Origin of the sequence: Chitinophaga sp. (assembly GCF_017745275.1) — a bacterium.
Lineage (GTDB): Bacteria > Bacteroidota > Bacteroidia > Chitinophagales > Chitinophagaceae > Chitinophaga.
On record NZ_JAGHZS010000002.1, the window covers coordinates 611,325 to 631,229 of the forward strand.

General features: G+C 48.1%; 15 protein-coding genes. 13 read left to right on the forward strand and 2 right to left on the reverse strand.

Annotation, left to right across the window (positions count from 1 at the left end; genetic code table 11):
- The first annotated feature begins 24 nt into the window (after positions 1-24).
- Positions 25-918, forward strand: coding sequence for an alpha/beta hydrolase (locus J7623_RS08205; RefSeq protein ID WP_291919331.1), 894 nt, complete (start codon positions 25-27; stop codon positions 916-918).
- A gap of 171 nt (positions 919-1,089) precedes the next feature.
- Here the strand turns inward: J7623_RS08205 and J7623_RS08210 are convergent, their stop codons facing one another.
- A complete protein-coding gene (locus J7623_RS08210) occupies positions 1,090-1,443 on the reverse strand; it encodes a helix-turn-helix domain-containing protein (protein WP_291919332.1) in 354 nt (117 codons plus the stop codon).
- 91 nt (positions 1,444-1,534) lie between these two features.
- On the opposite strand from J7623_RS08210, the gene J7623_RS08215 reads away from it, so the two are divergent.
- A complete protein-coding gene (locus tag J7623_RS08215) occupies positions 1,535-2,269 on the forward strand; it encodes an SDR family oxidoreductase (protein ID WP_291919333.1) in 735 nt (244 codons plus the stop codon).
- 93 nt (positions 2,270-2,362) lie between these two features.
- Here J7623_RS08215 and J7623_RS08220 read toward each other — a convergent pair whose 3' ends face one another.
- Positions 2,363-3,976 carry a right-handed parallel beta-helix repeat-containing protein gene (locus J7623_RS08220; protein ID WP_291919334.1) on the reverse strand — a complete coding sequence of 538 codons (1,614 nt, stop codon included), beginning with the start codon at positions 3,974-3,976 and terminating at the stop codon, positions 2,363-2,365.
- Between the two features lie 621 nt (positions 3,977-4,597).
- Here J7623_RS08220 and J7623_RS08225 point away from each other — a divergent pair.
- The 11 genes from J7623_RS08225 to J7623_RS08275 all read left to right on the forward strand — a co-directional run bounded on the left by J7623_RS08225 (position 4,598) and on the right by J7623_RS08275 (position 19,896).
- A complete protein-coding gene (locus J7623_RS08225) occupies positions 4,598-5,197 on the forward strand; it encodes an RNA polymerase sigma factor (RefSeq protein WP_291919335.1) in 600 nt (199 codons plus the stop codon).
- Positions 5,198-5,301: 104 nt separating this feature from the next.
- A complete protein-coding gene (locus J7623_RS08230; RefSeq protein WP_291919336.1) occupies positions 5,302-5,748 on the forward strand; it encodes a MauE/DoxX family redox-associated membrane protein in 447 nt (148 codons plus the stop codon).
- Positions 5,745-6,044, forward strand: a complete 300-nt coding sequence (locus J7623_RS08235) for a hypothetical protein (RefSeq protein ID WP_291919337.1) — start codon at positions 5,745-5,747, stop codon at positions 6,042-6,044. Before J7623_RS08230 ends, J7623_RS08235 begins: the two co-directional genes overlap by 4 nt.
- Before the next feature lie 74 nt (positions 6,045-6,118).
- Complete coding sequence (locus tag J7623_RS08240) at positions 6,119-7,300, forward strand: FecR domain-containing protein (RefSeq protein ID WP_291919338.1); 1,182 nt, start codon at positions 6,119-6,121, stop codon at positions 7,298-7,300.
- Positions 7,301-7,505: 205 nt separating this feature from the next.
- Entirely contained in the window at positions 7,506-10,817 is a 3,312-nt protein-coding gene (locus tag J7623_RS08245; RefSeq protein WP_291919339.1) for a TonB-dependent receptor, read from the forward strand.
- Positions 10,818-10,836: 19 nt separating this feature from the next.
- Positions 10,837-12,642, forward strand: a complete 1,806-nt coding sequence (locus J7623_RS08250) for a RagB/SusD family nutrient uptake outer membrane protein (RefSeq protein ID WP_291919340.1) — start codon at positions 10,837-10,839, stop codon at positions 12,640-12,642.
- Positions 12,643-12,655: 13 nt separating this feature from the next.
- A complete protein-coding gene (locus tag J7623_RS08255) occupies positions 12,656-13,840 on the forward strand; it encodes a glycoside hydrolase family 172 protein (RefSeq protein WP_291919341.1) in 1,185 nt (394 codons plus the stop codon).
- 27 nt (positions 13,841-13,867) lie between these two features.
- Complete coding sequence (locus tag J7623_RS08260) at positions 13,868-15,730, forward strand: hypothetical protein (RefSeq protein ID WP_291919342.1); 1,863 nt, start codon at positions 13,868-13,870, stop codon at positions 15,728-15,730.
- Positions 15,731-15,732: 2 nt separating this feature from the next.
- Entirely contained in the window at positions 15,733-16,548 is an 816-nt protein-coding gene (locus tag J7623_RS08265) for a glutamine amidotransferase (protein ID WP_291919343.1), read from the forward strand.
- Complete coding sequence (locus J7623_RS08270; RefSeq protein WP_291919344.1) at positions 16,541-17,761, forward strand: hypothetical protein; 1,221 nt, start codon at positions 16,541-16,543, stop codon at positions 17,759-17,761. The genes J7623_RS08265 and J7623_RS08270 overlap by 8 nt, the downstream gene beginning before the upstream one ends.
- Positions 17,758-19,896: a hypothetical protein gene (locus J7623_RS08275; protein WP_291919345.1), complete on the forward strand. Its 2,139-nt coding sequence runs from the start codon at positions 17,758-17,760 to the stop codon at positions 19,894-19,896. Before J7623_RS08270 ends, J7623_RS08275 begins: the two co-directional genes overlap by 4 nt.
- Positions 19,897-19,905 lie beyond the last annotated feature (9 nt).

The following is a 19,905-nucleotide window of genomic DNA, read 5'->3' on the forward strand; positions in this document are numbered from 1 at the left end:
GGATTTTTGAAAAAGCAATGAACTATGCATTACAGACAAATAATTATGATTGTTTTTTTATCGTATTTGAGTTTAAAAGTGTCCGCTGAAGTTAAAAAGCCAACTGCGGGTTTACAGCCGCAACAAAGTGAGTGGCTGTCACCAGATACTTCAGGTTATGCCCCTGTGAACGGTCTTAACCTCTATTATGAAATTTATGGAGAGGGCAAGCCGATAGTTTTAATTCATGGAGCTTATCAAACCATTCAGCTTTGCTGGGGCAATATGATAACAGAATTAAAGAAAACCCGGAAAGTGATTGCCGTTGAGTTGCAAGGTCATGGCCACACAAAGGATATTACCCGCCCTTTTTCATACAGGGGATTTGCCAACGACATAGTTGCCCTGCTACAATACCTGGGAATTGATAAAACAGACATCATGGGTTTTAGCGTGGGTGGTACAACGGCCATGCAGCTTGCGATTCAGCAACCAGGGGTTGTTGATAAATTGATCGTACTTTCAGCACCGTATCAATACACCGGTTGGTTGCCCGTTATGCGAAACATGCTAAAATCTCTGCCGCCCGATTTTCTTGACCAAACACCCTATAAAACAGCTCACGCCGGAATTTATAATGATAGCTCCGCATTTCACAGATTTACCGGCAAGTTTATAAAGTTTGATACGGAGAACTTTGACCTGGGCGATTCAAATATGAAAAACATAAAAGCTCCGGTACTCTTTATTATGGGAGATAATGATGGGGTGGACATGATGCATAAAGCTAAAATGTACCAGTTATGCGGTGGCAATGTTTTTAGCGATATTAGTGGCGCTCCCCGGTCACAGCTGTCTATTTTACCGAATACTGGTCATATGTCTTTACTGATGCAAACAGCAACCATTATTGGATTATTAGATCATTTTTTAAAATAAGAGAGGAGGGGTAAGCGCCGTTGCAAAAATAAACCGCTCCTGGTGATTTTTTCCTGCCAATCTACTACCGGTCGGGTTTACACCAGGATAGTAAACTTAAGCAAAGATATAAGTAATAAGCTTGAAGAGGAAAGAAAGACAATGATTATAAGAGCAAAGAACAAACAGGATTCAGGCAGACATGATCTTCTTCCTGTGTTTCAACCCAAATTCAATCAATGCATTAATGACAGGTAGCATTTCAGTGGCATGATTGGTGAGCGCATAAGATACCGTAACAGGTTTAGTATTGTTCACTGTTCTGGTAATCAGCAAATTTTCCTCTAATTGCTTTAGTTCATTCGACAACACTTTGGGCGTTATACCTTTCGAAGTTTCCAGTAAGTCTTTAAACCGGATTGTTCCGTTGAGGTACAAACTTCTCAAAATAAGTATTTTCCATTTACCTCTCAATAAGTCGAGAGCGTCCTGCAGCGCTAATTGCCTCTCAATGCCAGGTGCTGGATTAGATTTTAATTTTCCCATAATTATAGTCACTATACTAAAGGTAACGGATAGCAACACTATAACAAATGTCCGATAATTTTGGATCTGTAAAAATCAAACAGGAACGGACATGGAAAATAAAAGAGATAGTGGCCTGGCTGGCAAAAGAGTGATCCTATTAGGCGGTACATCCGGTTTTGGCCTGGCTACTGCCATAGCAGCATCAGAAGAAGGGGCGTCTGTAGTGGTGGTTTCCAGCAGCCAGCAAAAGGTGAATGAAGCTTTATCCTTACTACCGAAAGGCGAAGGTTTTATGGCAGATCTTGGTGATGAAAGGCAGGTAGAGCAGCTTTTTAAGGAAACAGGCGAATTTGATCATCTTGTTTTTACGGCAGGCGATGCACTAAATTTCAGTAGCCTGTCGGGGTTGAATATTGATAAGGCAAAACAATCCATTAACCTGCGCTTCTGGGGCTCCGTTATGGCAGCAAAATATGGAGCGCCGTTGATTCGAAAAGGAGGGTCAATTACATTAACCACCGGTGCCATCGGGAGAAGACCGAGAAATGGCACTGCCGTAATTGCTGGAATGGCCAGCGCTATTGAAGGGCTTACCCGCTCACTGGCTTTTGAACTTGCACCAATAAGAGTGAATGCTGTATGTGCCGGAACTTTCCGGACAAATCTTTTATCCAATATGACGGAAGGTGACAGGGAACAATTGTTTAGCCAGATTGGAAGCAGGTTATTGACTGGCAGGGTTGGACATTCAAATGAAATTGCCGAAGCCTATTTATACCTTATGCGCGGAAGCTTTACCACTGGTCAGATTGTAGTGGTTGATGGAGGGAGCTTACTTGTTTAACCATATTCGGCATAACTCAGCAATTGAAAACCATTAGCGATATGGCTCCCACTTTCCTGGGTGCAATATCGCTGATGTTTTTTAAGGACCTGGTTATTTCACATAAGTGCTGCCCTTGTCCTGCCCAAATGTTTTAGGACGGTTATCTGTGCTGGGGTGCTCAGGTACCGGTGGGGCAGGGGCTGTCCAGTTTTTCCAGGATACACGGGAGCCATCAGGAGTAGTCACTTCAAATCCCGCAAATTGCCAGTCGCCGTAGTAATGATTATTGCGGAAAATATTATCCTGTTGGAACGTGATCCGCCATGGAATCAGGTAGCCACTGAATTCAGGGTAGGTGCCGTACTCAGAGAATATTCCATTGATGCCGCAGAAATTTCCGCCGGCGCATCCCAGCATCGCTTTATCTATTCTGAACTCGTTATTCTCCACCACTATATTTTCTGTGGACCAGCGACAAACAAATTTATCAGGAACACTGCCTGGAATAGCATCTGGCACACCGGATTTACAAGGCGAGTCGTCGTATAGGCTTTTTATCTTTATGGTACCTGCTACATGAGTGTTACCGCTGGAGCCACTATAGCGGTTGGGATTTTCCCACAATACCACACCGCCCCAGTTGTTCTCGAAGTTATTGTTACTGATTAACATGGGTGACGTTTTCAGGTTAAATCCACGGGGGCTGCCGGCTTCGGAAATATAGATGGCAGGAACCGGGAAATTATCTCCTTTTTGCGCATTCAGCATACCGGCAACGATCGCATTCTTCTTAAAATTATTGAAACGTACCCGCGCATCATAGCCGGCTTCTATCATTAATCCGTTCCCGTCATTATCGTTGATATAATTGTTTTCAATCACGAAGCCACGATTGTTATTGTCCAGCCATAGACCTACCCCTTTATTATGATGTATCCAGTTATTAGTCACCGTAACATTCTTATTGATCCAGAACTTTACGCCACCGGTACAACCGCAGCCATCAATTTTTTTCTCCCAGTCATCGGTATTGTTGCCCGTAATTTCGTTATGATCCAGTACGAAATTTTCTACCTCATTTAGTGCTGTCCCGCAACAGGAGTTAATACCATACTGACCATTATCTTTTATACAATTATAACGGTAAATATTATTAGGGCCGGCCATCAGGCCTGCACCTTTGTTATTGGAAATGGTATTGTACTCGATGGTCCATTTATCGCCGGCATCGTGGTTGACTACGCCTTCGTCGCGGGGCGCCACGAAGTTACGGATGGTAAGATAACGGATCGTTACATGGGATGCCCGCTGTGTAAATGCGTACCGGTTAACGTTTTGGCCATCAAGGATGGCACCGGGGCCACCAATAAACGTGCTGCTGTCTTCCGGGATAATCTGGCTGTATTCGTCACCGCCTAATGTATGTACGCCAGGCTCAAACCAATAGGTAGCTCCCCTGAGTTTAAAATTTACATTGCTATTATTGCCTGCCCGTACAGTAATAGCACCCGGCGGCGCAACACCGGGGCCCGTCAGTAATTTTGTATTGCCGCAAATTTCGGCAGCAGGAGACGAAGGCCATACATTGACCTCACCATTATCCTTACCTCCGGAATCATCCCTGGATCCCGCTTTATCAGGTTTATGACATCCCGCTATATAGAGAGTACACAGCAGCATTAAAGATCTGCAAAGCTTCCGCAATGGTAAATCAGATTTTCTCATTAGGTATGAATTGTTGTGAATAAAAGGTTTCCATAGTCATTTACTGGTATCATCAGTAAGAGGCGTATATAAAATATGTAGCCAGCGTTTTTTATGAAGTAGCTACAACAGTTGGCACATTTCTTCGCCGCTACAACGCAGTTAAAATGCCTGATGCATCGGTGAAGACATAAAAATTGTTTGCTGGTAATTCAGATAAGGCATTCATAATTGAAATGGTTTGGGCCAGGTTAAATAAGCCAGTGCTCAACAGATGATTGACAAATGCATCATGGGTCTGATCCTTCTCTTCTTTTCAGGCGGAATATTTCTCAGGTTGCCCAGGTCTTTTCTTAGTGTACAGTAGCAGGGATGATGGAGGGTGGTTACTATAAACCGGGTTTTTCAGACTGGTTTGTGCTAACCGGAAAGCAAGTTACAAATAAAAAAGATTTATCGCAGGGAGATTTTTTCTAATTAGATATTTGGTCAACTATACTTCCTTTTTTCTGATAGCAGAAGCCAATATCGTATTAGAATTTGCTCATTGATCTGTAGTTGCCCTCTGTAGAATTACCTAATTTGATCTTTCAACACCAAAGTCGTTCCGCAAAAAATATGCTTGCCCAAGCACTGTAATTCATGAATGTAACAGGTACTATTAATGAAGATATCTACGCCATGCGCCTGCAACAGGGCGATGAGCAGGCCTTTCGTTATGTGATGGAACGGTATTTTCCTGTCATCACGCTTTTTGCCAGAAGATTTATCAGCAATCATGCCGTGGCAGAAGATGTAGCAGAAGAAACTTTTATAAAGCTCTGGCATCATCATAAACGGGTAACCAGTTTCCAATCGCTCAAAGCATTCCTGTATATCACGGCGAAAAATGCCTGCCTGAATGAGCTGAGAAAAGAAAAGAACCAGCAATACCGGCACCAGGTATACGAAGCCAATATCGACCGAGCGGAAGATTTTATTGCCAACGAAATCATCCGGGCAGAAGTAAAAGCAGAAATCCTCAGAACAGTGAACAGCCTGCCCGGTAAAATGAAACGGGTATTCGAGTTGGGTTACCTGGAAGGGTTGCCTAACCGCGAAATCGCTAAAGCGCTGCAGATCTCTGTTAACACCGTGAAAGGCCAGAAAGCGCGTGCCCTGGAGCTGGTGAAAGAAAAGCTACAAGGCCGCGATATTCTCCCTTTAGCCTTACTCTTGCTGGCTGCTATGCACAAAGATTAACTGCTCATCCTTCTCTTTTTATTAAATATTTTTTCAAAAAAAATAACCCGGCTAACCCAAAATGATTTCGGTGGTGTATCTATTACATCAATCGGTTATTCCACATGAAAACAAAGGCGATTGTAGAGGAAGCGCTGGTATGCTTACTCATCTTATTATTTGTTTATGCCAGCCTCAGCAAGCTGTTGGACTTCCACGAATACCGGAAGCAGCTCTACAACCAGGCTTTCCCGGCAATGTTCAGGCCGGTGCTGCTATGGGCCATACCGGTGAGTGAGCTGGGGCTCACGTTGTTGCTGATCTTTCATGTTACAAGAACATGGGCATTGTATGGTTCGCTGGTATTGCTGTTGTTGTTTACGGGGTATATCGCGTTAGTGAAACTGAATTTCTACCACCGCATTCCCTGCTCTTGCGGGGGCGTGCTACGGTCGCTGACCTGGACACAGCACCTCGTTTTTAATTTGTGTTTTATGGTCGTTACGGTAGGGGCCATCCTGTTGCGGAGAAAGGGAAAGACTTTTAATCACCTGAAAATAGTAAGATCATGAAACAGTTAAAAAGGATGATGATAGCTGCCGTGCTGGTATTGGGCACTGTAGGAGCTATCTTTTCCGCACATGCTTCCCGGGCAGCCAGGGTAGGGCCTTCGCTGTTGAAAACATTTGGTCCTAAAGAAATATATACGGGTTTTCTTGTCACCGCTGCCGACCAGGATCTCTCACACTATACTTACATACCACCGCCAGGCGAAGGTGAATGCACCGCCAGCGAATACGTGTGTACGTATGAGTTATTTGGTACGGAGATCCGCACCTATAACCAGGGAAATCGTTTTGGCCAATAACCATTTAACCAGCTGTGTGGTGTGCTGCCCGGAAAACGGGCTTAAAGGGCAGCCACTGCCGGCTATTATTTTCTATGGAAGAAAAAGACGTACAACAGTTATTATATATAGCCGGGCTGATTCACCGGCAGCGTTCCGGTGAGTTGACGGCGGCAGAGCAGGACGTATTGGAAGCATGGCTTGCCGCCAGCGAAAGTAACCGGCTGCTGTTCGATGAACTCAGCAGCGATACTGCGGAAGCAACCACGCTGCAGGAAGTGGCGCAGGAAAACTGGCAGCCGTCGTTCAATCGCGTATATAACGCTATCGCACAAACGAAATCGTCGTCGCGCACCAGGTCTATTGCCTGGAGCAGGGCAGCGGCTGTACTTTTACTGGTAGCAACTGGTGCACTGGCATTTTTTATTTTTAGAAAAGATAAAACCCCACCGGTAGTAGTGGCGCAGCATAAAAGCGATGTGGCGCCTGGCGGCCGTAAAGCTGTACTCACGCTGGCCAACGGCTCCACCATTGTACTCGACGATGCGCAAACCGGCGTAGTAGCCAGCCAGGGCAAAACCCTGATAAAAAAATCGGGTAACGGACAGTTGGTATACGACGCTTCCCTGGCCGGCAGCGATGCTACCGCCTTTAATACGATCAGCACACCCAAAGGCGGTGAATACCAGGTTGTGCTGCCTGATGGCTCACATGTATGGCTCAACGCCGCTTCTTCTATTCGTTTCCCTGCCGCTTTTTCCGGCGGCTCCCGTAAAGTGGAAATTACCGGGGAAGCGTATTTTGAAGTAGCCCGCAACGCCTCCGCGCCTTTCCTGGTCACCAGCGGCAACCACCACGTGGAAGTGCTGGGAACAGGATTTAATATACAATCTTATCATAACGATGCCAGTATTACCACCACATTGCTGCAAGGCAGCATACGCGTATCCACCGGCACACAAACCAGGATCTTAAAACCCGGGCAACAGACAAAAGTCAACAACAGTACCATTCAATTGATCAACGACGCCGATACGGAAGAAGTACTCGCCTGGAGAAACGGCAAATTTATTTTCAACGATGCCGACCTGCCCGCAGTAGTACGGCAACTCGAACGCTGGTACGATGTAACCATCGACTATAAAGGCCTGAGCGGCTACCGGTTCAACGGAGAAATTCCACGAACAGCAAATCTCTCCAAAGTATTAAAAATGATGGAACTCACCAGTAATATCCACTATAAAATAAACGACAGGAATATCTATATGACCAAATAAGGGAAACAGAAAAAGCCCAAAAAAACCGGAAGCGCTGGCACGCTGCCGGTAATTGTCAGGCTAAACGGGACTTCGTATCATTAAAATCCTTCCACCTTAACATCGCAAATGTATGAATTTTACCATTCATCGCAAGGATCCTCTGCGCCTGTACAAATTGATAGCAGGGAACTGCGTTATCAACCATTCCAAAGTTTCGCGGGTTATGAAATTAACTGCTTTATTATTAACAGCTATTTGCCTGCAATGCAGCGCCGTCGGCTACTCCCAGCAGGTAACTTTATCGGAGAAAAATGTGCCGCTTAAAAAAGTGTTGCAGCAAATCAGCAAACAAATCGGCTACACTTTTTTTTATGATGCACGCTACGTCAATGATACCAGGCGGATCAGCCTGGAAGCGATGAACACCCCGCTGGAAAAAGTGCTGACAGAATGTTTTAGCGGGCAGCCTTTTACCTGGGAGGTGCTTGATCGTACCATCATTGTTAAAAGCAAACCGGAGAAAGAAGACAATCCCACGGCTGTTTTAAGCTGGGTATTATCCGGTAAGGTCACCAATGAAAAAGATGAAGTGCTGCCCGGTGCTACCATTAAGGTATTGGGCACCAGCAAGGGCGTAGTCACCGATGTATTCGGTAAATTCCTGCTGGAAATAGGCAATGAAAATGATTCGCTGTCGGTGACCTTCATCGGCTACAAAACACAGGTAATACATCCCGGCACCGCTAAAACCATCACCATCAAATTACTCCCCGACCTGGAAAACCAGAAGCTGAATGATGTGGTGATCGTGGGGTTTGGTAAACAGAAAAAAGTATCCGTTACCGGCGCGGTAGCTACCGTTAAAATAAGCGAGGTACAGCAATCTGCCACCGCCTCCCTGTCAAACGCCATCGGTGGCAGGTTACCTGGTATCATTACCCGGCAGTCTTCCGGGGAACCCGGCTATGATGCCGCCAGTGTATTTATCCGCGGCTTCAGTACCATCAACGGAAGCAGAACACCACTCATCCTGGTAGATGGTATAGAACGTGATATGAACAATCTGAATGTGCAGGAAATAGAAAGTTTTTCTGTATTGAAAGATGCTTCCGCCACCGCCGTATATGGTATCCGTGGCGCCAACGGCGTAATCCTGATCAATACCAAACGCGGAGTGGAAGGCCGGCCCAGAGTATCTTTCCGCACTGAAACTGCGCGGTTAACCGCCCAACGTTTACCTAAATACATCGACAGTTACGAATACGGGCTGCTTTGTAATGAAGCCATGGCCAATGTTGGAAAGCCTGCCTTTTTTACACAGGAAGAACTGCAGAAATTTAAAGATCACTCGGATCCCTATCTCTATCCCGACATGGACTGGATCAGCACTACTTTAAAAAAGAATACCTATCAAACTATTAATAACCTGAGCCTGGTAGGCGGTAACCAAACCTTCCGTTATTTTACCAACGTAGGATTTACGCTGGTAGATGGTATTTATAAGGAAGATCCTACGGTGCCCTATAAAACCAATAGCAGCATGAAGCGCTATAATTTCAGATCTAATGTGGATGTAAACATCACCAAAAATCTGAAGATGGATCTGAGCTTAGGTGGCATCATTCAAAACTCCAACTACCCCGGTGCCTCTGCAGGAACTATCTTCGAGTACCTGCGCTGGACACCCAATAATGCTTTCCCGATAAAAAATCCCAACGGATCTGTGCCGGCGAAAAATGGTTTTCTAAATAGGAGTCCTTACGTGGTGAGCACACAAACGGGTTATGAAAAACAATTCCGGAACAATATCCAGAGTTCTCTCGGCACCACCTGGGATCTTTCTTCCCTGGTAACGCAAGGGTTGTCGCTGAGAGGATTGTTTGCTTACGACTTTTACAACTTCATGCGTAATACCCGTTCGAAAGTACCCGCCACATTCCAGTACCTGGGTAAAGACGCGAACGGCGTTGATAAATACCAACCGATAGGCGGAGAACAAGCCCTGAGCTATGGTACCGGTTATGATGCCAACAGGGCATTCTACCTGGAACTGTCGGCCAACTACGACCGGGCATTTGGGAAGCATCGGCTGGGAGGCCTGATCCTCGGAAACCGCCGTGAATATGTCAATCTCTCCGCAGGTACTTCTATCGGTAATATTCCTTTCAGAAGACAGGGACTTGCCTCCCGCGTCACCTATGATTACGACAGCAGGTATTTGCTCGAGTTCAACGGTGGTTATAACGGATCAGAAAATTTTCCTAAAGGAAAAAGATATGGATTCTTTCCATCAGGTGCAGTAGGCTGGGTAGTATCCAATGAAAACTTCTGGAATAAAGACGTTGTCAGCTCACTGAAATTAAGAGGCTCTTATGGAAAAGTAGGAAATGACCAGATTGGGGGAGACCGGTTCCTGTTCCAGAGTACCATCAATAAAAATGCGCCGGCCAGTTACCTGTTTGGCGAAAACCAAACCTATCAAACCGGTACCTTCCAGGAAAGCCTGATAGGCAATCCGAACGTAACCTGGGAAGTGGCTACCAAAGCAAATGTAGGGGTGGACCTTGAATTGCTGAACGGAAAAATTACATTGACAGTAGATGCGTTTAAGGAGCGCAGAAGCGGTATCCTGATCCGCCGCGGACAAATACCGATGTCCGCCGGGTACCCAGGCGATATCATTCCTTATGCTAACCTCGGTGTAGTGAATAACAAAGGAATGGATGGCAGCCTGGAAATAAAGAACCGCACAAAATCAGGCCTGTATTATTCCTTCCAGGCCAATTTTACCTATGCACATAATATTATCATAGAAGATGATTCTCCGGTAAGACCGCTTGCCTACCAGAACAGTAGGGGACAAAGCATTGACCGGCCTTATGGTTATGAAGCCATCGGTCTTTTTAAAGACCAGGAAGACATTGATAAAAGCCCCTCGCAAACCACGTTGCAGGCGATTATCCGTCCCGGCGATATCAAATATAAAGACCTCAACGGCGATGGTGTGATCAATGCCAATGACCAAACCTTTTTTGGTTTCCCCCGCAATCCTGAACTGATGTTTGGATTTGGAGGCACAGTAGCCTGGAAGGGCATTGACATGAGTATATTTTTTACCGGTGCCGCCAGAACAAACCTGTTCCTGCAGGGTCGCTCCACCTTTGCCTTCCTGGATGGGGTAGACAGCTACAACGTTATGCGTGAATATTACGACAACCGCTGGAAACCTGGCGCTGACAACACCAACGCGAAGTATCCTTCTGTTATTGATCTGAAAAGTACCAATAACTATATCACCAATACCCTGTACATGAAAAACGGGAATTACCTGCGGTTGAAATCAGCCGAAATAGGATACTCTTTTAACCAGGCTTTGATGAAGCGGATAGGTATTGCCAGCATCCGGGCTTTTGTAAACGGTACCAACCTGGCTATCTGGGATCACATTAAAGTGGTGAACCCGGAAAATGATAACGGGGAAGGTACTTATCCCCTGCAAAGCAGTATCAATATTGGTGCACAGGTAAATTTTTAACAGCAGTAAAACGAATCGCATGAAAGCAACTATCAATTCCCTGGTACTTCTGTTACTGATCATGACAGCAGTATCCTGCAGAAAAGATTTTCTCGATAAAGCGCCGGATGATGACCTCACCATTGAGCAGGTATTTGCCAATAGAGATTATGCCAGTAATTTTCTCACCAATGTATATGCGCAAATGCCCCAGGAAGCCATATGGCCGGATAACGCGCAAAACCCTTATCACGGCGCAGCAGATGAACTAAAGCAATATTACCCGATATCTTTTTGTAACAGTATGACTTCCGGCGCCTGGGATGCCAACTCAACGGTGATCAATCCATGGGCCAGGAACTTTGGCGGTTTGCGTAAGGCAAATATATTCATAGAGAATATTGACAAAGTGCCGCTGGATCAGCTGTATACACAGGCAGACAGGAACCGTCAAAAAGGAGAGGCCATTTTTCTCCGCGCTTTTTTTCATTTCCTGATGGTAAGAGTATATGGCCCCATTCCTATTGCCGACAGCACGCTTACGCTGGATGCTAATTTCAAGGCGCTCCGGCGCCAGCCACTGGAAAAATGTGTGAATTATATTGTATCACAGTGCGACCAGGCCGCTGCATTATTACCTGCCCGTATTACTGAGGGCACAGAGTATGGCCGCGTGCCCAGATCTGCGGCACTGGCGCTGAAGGCAAGAGTATTGTTGTATATGGCCAGCCCTTTGTTTAATGGCAACCCGGATTACACCGGCTTTAAAGACAATGAAGGCAACCGCCTGTTTCCCGATTTCCAGGCTTCGCGTTGGCAGGCTGCAGCAGATGCCGCTAAAAGTTGTATAGATCAAACCGAAGCTGCGGGCTATGGGTTGTACACTGCTGCCAATAATGACCCGGTAAGAAATTACCAGGAACTGTTTTATGTCAACAATAACAAAGAAGTATTTTTTGCCTACAACGAAGGTAACTACGATGGGTTGGATGTATACAGTGAGCCGTTGAGCCTTTCAGGATTTTCATTGAATGCGCCCACGCAGGACATCGTAGACCAGTATGAAATGGCAAATGGATTGCGCCCCATCACTGGTTATACCGCCGATCATTCCCCGATCATTAACCCACTTTCGGGTTATACCGAATCCGGTTTTACAGATGTGGCCGGGCCCAATAACCTCTATGTGGCCGGTACCAGCAATATGTATGTAAACCGGGAGCCCCGCTTTTACGCCAGCATCAATTATTCCGGCGCCGTATGGAAAACGAGGACCGGCGGACTGGAATTCTGGTTTAAAGGCGCAGACGGAAAGGGAGTGGCAGGTGGTGGTAACTACAGCGCTACCGGGTATATGCTGAAAAAATTATCAGATCCCAATTTTGTATGGAGGCCGGTGGAGAAAACCACGTTACGTACCTGGATCTTTTTCCGCCTGGGTGAGCAATACCTGAATTATGCCGAGGCATTGAATGAAGCACAGGGGCCGGTAGCAGATGTATACAAATACATCAACCTGATCAGGGCCCGTTCAGGTTTGCCGGGCCTTCCCGCCGGGTTGAGCAAAGAGGAGATGAGGGAAAGAGTGCATCATGAAAGACAAATAGAGCTGGCATTTGAATCGCATCGGTACTTTGATAATCATCGCTGGAAAATGTCGGAAACCATTGACAATGGGAACATTTATGGCCTGAGTATTTTTCTGGGCCAGTCGAAAACAGATCCTGCATTCTTTAAAAGAGTACCCGTGGAGCGCAGGGTTTTTCAGAAGAAACATTACCTGTGGCCCATGTTGAAAACGGAAACAGATAAGAATCCTAACCTGGTACAGAACCCGGGCTGGTAATAAAAATAATCAGATGAAAGCAAGATGGCTATTATTGATCCTGTTCCCTTTCAGCGTAAAGGGACAGGAGCTGTATCACTTCCCAACGGATACGGATACACGCTGGATTAGTTTTGAAAACCGCAATGGCGAAAAAGGCAACGGCGGAATAGAAAACAAAGGCGCCAAGGGACATGCCTGTGATACCTTGAAAGCCGGCGGCACTGTTACGCTGATGGATTATGAAGGCGCCGGTGTTATCAACCGGATCTGGCTCACTACTTCCCAGCGGGCAGTTATCCTGCGGTCGGTTCATATTGATATGTATTGGGATGGCGCCACCAAACCCGCGGTGTCGGTGCCACTGGGCGATTTCTTCGGGGTGGGGCTGGGGCGTAAAACACCTTTCCAGTGTGCCTTGTTTTCCGACCCGGAAGGAAGATCTTTTAACTGTTATATCCCTATGCCTTTTAAAAAACATGCGCGGATTGTACTGGTGAATGAGTCGGCCGAAACGCACCTGTTGTTTTATGACATCAATTTCTCTGCGTTAAAAAAAGCGCCGAAGGACCGGCTGTATTTTCATGCCTACTGGAGCAGTAACAAGCGTACTGTCCTCGGAGAAGATTTTGAGTTGTTACCACCTGTAACCGGCAAGGGCCGGTACCTGGGCAGCAACATGAGTGTGATCGCAGATAAGGTATATGGCAACAGTTGGTTTGGGGAGGGGGAAGTGAAGGTTTATCTCGACGGCGATAAAAACTATCCGACGCTGGTGGGTACCGGCACGGAAGATTATATCGGAACAGGCTGGGGACAGGGCGCGTTTGCACATTTATACCAGGGCTGCCCGATAGCGGATGATAAGAAAAAGCAATGGGCTTTTTACCGGTACCATATCCCGGACCCTGTTTATTTCCACACCGGTTGCCGGGTGAGTATACAGCAGATCGGCGGTACCGGCAGGGAGGAGTTGCGGGCTATTTCGAAGGCCGGCGCCCGGGTGAAACCGGTTACTGTTACTACCCCGCAAACGATGGCGAAGATCCTGGAAGATCCTGCTTATCCGGGTCTTTTCGACGAACGTTTTCCAAATGGCTGGGTAAATTTTTACCGGTTGGATAACTATACCGCTACGGCCTATTTCTACCTGGACAAACCGGAGAATAATCTACCTGTACTGGCGCCGTTGGCGGAGCGGCTGGAAGGTATACTTTAATCACGTTTACGGCTATACGTTAATCTTATGAACTGGAATCAACCGGATATCTGGATTGTAATTGGCTATTTGTTACTCATGCTGGGAATGTCGTTCTGGCACCGGCGTTTTTCGGGCAGCAACCTGGAAAATTTCTTCCTGGGCGGCCGTAAAGTACCGGGATGGCTGAACGGCATCTCCTATACTGCTGCACTGGTAAGTCCGGATGCAGCTACCGGCTATGGCGGTTTGGGGGTGGTCACCGGTGCATTTATTTCCTGGTGGTACCTGAGCCGTTTCGGGCTGGCGCTGTTTTTCGGTGGTGTGCTCTTTGCCGTATTCTGGCGGCGGTTGAATCTTTTTACCTCGCTGGAGTTTTACGATCTGCGTTTTCAGCCCCGTGCGGCGGCTGCCATGCGTTTATGGATTGCCCTCCGCACTTCCATGATTGCGATGCCTGCATGGACGGGAATTACGTTACTGGCGGCATTTAAGATCATGGGTCCTGCGTTCGGGTTAACAAAAACAGAAACGCTGTACCTGATTGTACCGGTTTCCTTTCTTTTTGTTTTCTTTTCGGGCTACAAGGGCGTGGTGATTTCCAACCTGGTGCAGATGATCATTTTCTTTGCCGGCACGTTGACGCTGGCGGTGCTGACGCTGATGCATTTTGGCGGTGCTGCTGCTATGACGGCCACGTTGAGTCATGCTTTCAGTGGCACCCACCCGGAGGTGTTGCAGGTAATGCCGCCGGCGCATCATGATGTATTTCCGCTGGCCGCTGCCATGGCGTGGATGCTGGGACAAAGTATCGGTTACGGTGGCGATGCGGCGCCGATGGGTGGTGCTATGGAAGGGCAACGTATCTTATCGACCCGCACTCCCGCGGAAGCGCTGACCATGTACGTGGTAACGGCGCTCAGCATGTTCCTGTTGCTGCTGCTGGTTACGCTGCCCAGTATATCCGCTGCCGTTATATGGCCGGAGTTGCGGGAGGAAGGGGCGGACCGGGAACTGGTATACGGTAAGCTCATGAAAGTAATGCTCCCCGCCGGCGCTATGGGATTGCTGGTAGCAGCGATGATGGCGGCTACCATGTCGACCGTGGGCGACAACCTGAACTTCGGCAGCCAGGTACTGGTAAGTGATATTTACCGGAGATGGTTTGTGAAGAAGGCCAGCGAGAAACACTACCTGTTGATCGGTAAGCTAGGGATGGCTCTCATCCTTTCCCTGGCAGTGGCGGTGGTTTTCAATGTGAATATTATCACAGACGTCGCCATTTTTATGCTGCAGCTCAGCGCAGCAGAATTACCCGCCAACTGGGCGCAATGGTGGTGGTGGCGGTTTAACGGGCCAGCCCGTATGGCGGCTTCTTTTGGTGGCGCACTCATTTTCTGTGTCGTAGTTCCCGGGCCCAAACTGTTGCAATACCTGGGCGTATCGTGGGCATCTTCCCTTATCATTCCCTGGTGGTGGCAAACACTGCTGGTGATGGGCATCACTACCGTGTTGTGGATCTTGGTGGCGCTGTTAACACCACCTGACCCGCCGGAATTATTGCAGGCATTTTATTTACGCGCCCGTCCATTGGGCTGGTGGAAAACCTATAAACCGGCAAACAGCCCGTTGCCCGGGGAATACCCGCTGTCGCCCATCTTACGCGGTATAGGCATTGCCGTTACAGGCTTTGCTGCCACCTCGTTACTCATCACGGGGCTTACGCAATTATGGTTTGCCCGTTATGGGCAAGGCAGCTTTATGCTGCTGGCATCGGCTATTTTATTTTTCTTTTTCCGGAAGATGGCTAACGCCTACCTGGATTATCTCTCTTCCAGGATCAGCAACCAGCCCATGCTGATGGAAAAACAGACCTCTCAACATTTGCATCAACATCCTTTAAAAAAATAATTATGGGAACAAAAAAAGAGATCAGGACAAAAAGTGAACATGTACTATACCTGGGCGACTGGGTATTTCACCTGGGCCCCACTTTTATTGAAACACCCTTTGGTACGGAAACAAAAGACGCAGACCTGCACTTCTACGGAGAGCGGCTTACAGAGGCGCTGGAACAGGTGGCAGATGTAACCACGCTCGCGAACTGGGAACTGTACCGGCTGGCGCCTGGCAAGCTGGAAGCTTTTCTCGACGAATCAGTAAGCCTGATTATCAGCGATGTGGAAGCCAAATGTTTTCACCTGTATCCCAGTTTTTTTGATCGTTCCCGTCGTGAAAACCGTGTGGTGACGTTCCCCGACCGGCTTACGCTGATCAAGGACTGGATCCGCGATGGCGGTGGCTTAATGATGCTGGGGGGCTGGTTGTCGTTCAGCGGCGTACAGGGAAAATCAGGCTGGGGCAGGTGTACACTTACCGATGCTTTGCCGGTAGATTGTCTTGTAACGGAAGACCTGGTAGAATCCTCTGCAGGCTTTACACCCGAAGTACTGCAGCCGGAACATCCTGCGGTGAAAGGGCTACCCTGGGATCAGTTTCCGCCCATCTTCGGCTATAATGAAGTAAGCGCCAATGCAGCCGGTGAAGTGCTGGTGCGGGTAAAAGAAACCGGGCATCCGCTGGTGGTAGCAGGTACCTATGGCAAAGGCAGGATATTGACCTATATGTCGGATCCGGCGCCGCACTGGGGAATCAACTTTGAATTGTGGGAAGGCTATGATGCTTTCTGGCAGCAATCACTGAATTGGGTAAAGAAGCAACATGCATAATAAGGTATTACAGGCAGGTGCTGCCATCGCAGATATAACGCCACCACTCGAAGTAGGCCTGCTTACTTCGTCTGTAGAAGGTACCTATGCGCCATTCACGGCGGTGCGGCTCCCGCTGAAAGCAAGGATACTGGTGCTGGTATCGGGTAATGAAAAAGTGGCGCTGGTATCGCTGGACCTGCTGGCGTTAAACGATACTTCGGTGGATGGCTGGGATGCCTTTAAAACAGGAATGTCGGCCGAAATTGCCCCGGAAAATATCATACTAACGTGTACGCATACACATACTGCTCCTGAATCGGTAGCATTATCGGAATTATACCTGTCTGATGAATATCGGAAATGGCTATACGAAATACAGCAGCGTATTAAGATCGCCATCTCCGCCGCCATACATAGCGTGAAGGAATGTTATGTAAGTATCGGCAGCACCAAACTGGATGGCTATAGTTTGCAACGCCGTATTCCAACGGCAACGGGAATTACCATGTCTGACGCCCTGCAACCGGTAACGGTGGAGATGATGAACCGGGAACCGGTGGACCGCCGCGTGCAGGCGGTTCGTTTTACAGCTGTTGACGGCCGCGCTGTTGCCACTATCGTACATGCGGTTTGTCACCCGGTGCATGAAATGTGCCTGCCGCATATTTCTCCCGATTTCCCCGGCGAAATGTGCCTGGCGCTGGAAGAAACGCCATGGGCCGGTATGCCGCTGTTTCTCAACGGCGCCGCCGGCGATGTAAATCCGCCAACAGTATCAGGAGGAGCGGAGGATGCGCGGCGGCATGGCAGGGCATTGGCCGGGGCAGTGCAAAAAGCAGTGTGGACTACTGCCATCGCAACCGATTTGGCCGTGAGGCATATGGAAATGGATTTCCCCATTCGTAGCGGCGTAGACGTTAGTAACCCGCTCGATGCGCTGGCCCGCATCAACGCCATCGCGATAGGCCCGCTGGCCATTCTTTTCCTGCCAGGGGAGCCTTTTACGGCAACAGCCATGGAAATTGAATACAGATCGCCATTTGCGTATACGCTGGTAGCAGCCTATGCAGAAAACTCTATCGGGTATATTCCCACCGTGGAAGCCTTTGATGCAGGCGGCTACGAAACCGGACCGGGTAGGTGGTCTTTCCTGGCGCCGGTTACAGCACAACTGCTGGAAGAAGCCGCCCTGCATTTATTGGATCAGTTATATCATAAAAAGCGCGTATGAAAAAGAATATTTTGACAGGCCTTGTGAGCTGTTTGATTTGTTGTATCACACAAGCCTACGCCATCACCAAACCCCTGTTTTTTTGCGGCAGCACGCAAAATGACCTGTACCGGTTATTGGTAGCGGAAGGATGGTCCATAAAACGGTTCGATACACCGGAAGCCACTATTCACGCCGCCACCGCCGGCGCCGGCGTATGCATTGTTGCCGGCAAATATCCGCAGGTAGATCCGAAAACCAGGATCACCGATGCCTTACTGCAGGAAGCAAAACAGAAGCAGTTGCAATTGTACATAGAGTATCCCGCCGCTTTCCCGGGGCTGGACCTGGCAAAGCCCGTGGAAACGCGGTTGGAAAGGGCGGTGGTTACCAATGAAGTATTTGGCGCCAGCCTGCCACCTATGAGCGTGATGAGCATCCATAACTGTTTCGTACAGCCGGTAACGGTAGATAATCCCCTGCTGGTGCTGGCGAAAGTAGTAGGTTTTGATAAAGCAGAATATGGATTGAAAGATACCAAAGCGTATCCCCTGCTTTTTGAAAAAGACCAGGTACTGATATCCACCACGGCACTGAGCAATTTCGAAAGGGGCCGTTATGGCCCCGCTGCTGCCGTGAAACAGGTATTAACGTATATTCTTTCCCGTATAACCGGTAATACAGCCTTTGCCATAAAGCACTGGCCCATGGATGTGCAACCGATGTTTGACAGGAATACGCCGTTGCCTGCTGATGCGCGCTTAAACAGTATTCGCAGGGGAACCGACTGGTTTTATAAAGGCCGTTTTTTTGTGAACCGTGACCTGAAAAGCGACTGGATAAAATTTGGTACCATAGATCCACCGGTAGGGCCACCTGTTCCTGCCGGCGTAAAAGACGGCAATGGCTCAGAAGGCATTATTGAAGGTCATACCTCTACCATCAACTACGATGGTACGCAGCAGTACCGTTACTGGCTCCGCGCCGATGTGCAGGGAGAGGTAAGCATGGCCCTGTCGGCTGCAGGAAGTTTGCTGCATAACAAAGATTACCGGCAACGCGCCAGGAATATTATCCATTTTCTGCTGGAAACATCCAACATGCGTTCCGGCGCCAAAAGGGATAGTACCAGTGCCGCCTACGGTTTGATCGCCTGGGCCACTACTAACCCTTCCGTATATACGTTTTATGGGGATGATAATTCCAGGGCTATTCTCGGTGTGCTGGGCGCCGCCGCCTATCAGCATACCAGCGAATGGGATAAGGAAATGGCCGCGGCCATACTGGCTAACTTCAGAACAACCGGGAAAGAAGGATTCCGGGGTGAACGCCTCGAAGAACCTGATATTATAAAAAATGGCTGGAAGTTTTATCAGAACAGGTCACTCATCCATCCGTCGCCGCATTTCGAATCCTGGATGTGGGCACTCTACTTATGGCTCTACGATAAAACAAAATATGAGCCGCTGCTGACCAAAACAAAAAATGCTATCCGGCTTACCATGGAAGCCTACCCGGATAACTGGCGCTGGGGCAGCAGTATGCAAACCCAACGGGCCCGCATGATTCTCCCGCTGGCCTGGTTGGTACGCGTGGAAGATACGCCGGAACACCGCGCCTGGCTGGATAAAATGGTGAATGAAATTGTCCGCTACCAGGACGAAAGCGGTGCTATCCGCGAGGAGCTGGGCGCAAAAGGAAAAGGAATGTTTAACCCGCTGAATTCAAACAAAGACTATGGTTCCGATGAAGGTTCCCTGATCTATAAAAACGGGGAGAAGGTTTCCTGCATGCTCTACACCTGCAACTTCGCACTGTTTAGCCTGAACGAAGCAGCACAGGCAACCGGGAATAAAAAATACAAAGCAGCGGTTGATAAATTATCCGGTTTCCTGACACGCATACAGGTACAAAGTAAAAAGCACCCGGACCTCGACGGTGCCTGGTTCAGAGCATTCGACTACGGACGCTGGGATTACTGGGCTTCCAACTCCGATGCCGGATGGGGCGCCTGGTGTACGCTCAGCGGCTGGATACAGAGCTGGATTGTTACCTCGCAGATCCAGATAGAACAACAAAAGAGTTATTGGGATGTCACAAAAAAATCGATGATTAATGTTCCGGCACAATCACTTATCCGCAGCATGCTTAAATAAACAAACGGT

What these genes read in the sequence shown, in the direction of transcription:
- J7623_RS08205 (WP_291919331.1), top strand. Translation starts at nt 25, where the DNA reads ATGCATTACAGACAAATAATTATGATTGTTTTTTTATCGTATTTGAGT.
- J7623_RS08210 (WP_291919332.1), bottom strand. Translation starts at nt 1,443, where the DNA reads ATGGGAAAATTAAAATCTAATCCAGCACCTGGCATTGAGAGGCAATTA.
- J7623_RS08215 (WP_291919333.1), top strand. Translation starts at nt 1,535, where the DNA reads ATGGAAAATAAAAGAGATAGTGGCCTGGCTGGCAAAAGAGTGATCCTA.
- J7623_RS08220 (WP_291919334.1), bottom strand. Translation starts at nt 3,976, where the DNA reads ATGAGAAAATCTGATTTACCATTGCGGAAGCTTTGCAGATCTTTAATG.
- J7623_RS08225 (WP_291919335.1), top strand. Translation starts at nt 4,598, where the DNA reads ATGAATGTAACAGGTACTATTAATGAAGATATCTACGCCATGCGCCTG.
- J7623_RS08230 (WP_291919336.1), top strand. Translation starts at nt 5,302, where the DNA reads ATGAAAACAAAGGCGATTGTAGAGGAAGCGCTGGTATGCTTACTCATC.
- J7623_RS08235 (WP_291919337.1), top strand. Translation starts at nt 5,745, where the DNA reads ATGAAACAGTTAAAAAGGATGATGATAGCTGCCGTGCTGGTATTGGGC.
- J7623_RS08240 (WP_291919338.1), top strand. Translation starts at nt 6,119, where the DNA reads ATGGAAGAAAAAGACGTACAACAGTTATTATATATAGCCGGGCTGATT.
- J7623_RS08245 (WP_291919339.1), top strand. Translation starts at nt 7,506, where the DNA reads ATGAAATTAACTGCTTTATTATTAACAGCTATTTGCCTGCAATGCAGC.
- J7623_RS08250 (WP_291919340.1), top strand. Translation starts at nt 10,837, where the DNA reads ATGAAAGCAACTATCAATTCCCTGGTACTTCTGTTACTGATCATGACA.
- J7623_RS08255 (WP_291919341.1), top strand. Translation starts at nt 12,656, where the DNA reads ATGAAAGCAAGATGGCTATTATTGATCCTGTTCCCTTTCAGCGTAAAG.
- J7623_RS08260 (WP_291919342.1), top strand. Translation starts at nt 13,868, where the DNA reads ATGAACTGGAATCAACCGGATATCTGGATTGTAATTGGCTATTTGTTA.
- J7623_RS08265 (WP_291919343.1), top strand. Translation starts at nt 15,733, where the DNA reads ATGGGAACAAAAAAAGAGATCAGGACAAAAAGTGAACATGTACTATAC.
- J7623_RS08270 (WP_291919344.1), top strand. Translation starts at nt 16,541, where the DNA reads ATGCATAATAAGGTATTACAGGCAGGTGCTGCCATCGCAGATATAACG.
- J7623_RS08275 (WP_291919345.1), top strand. Translation starts at nt 17,758, where the DNA reads ATGAAAAAGAATATTTTGACAGGCCTTGTGAGCTGTTTGATTTGTTGT.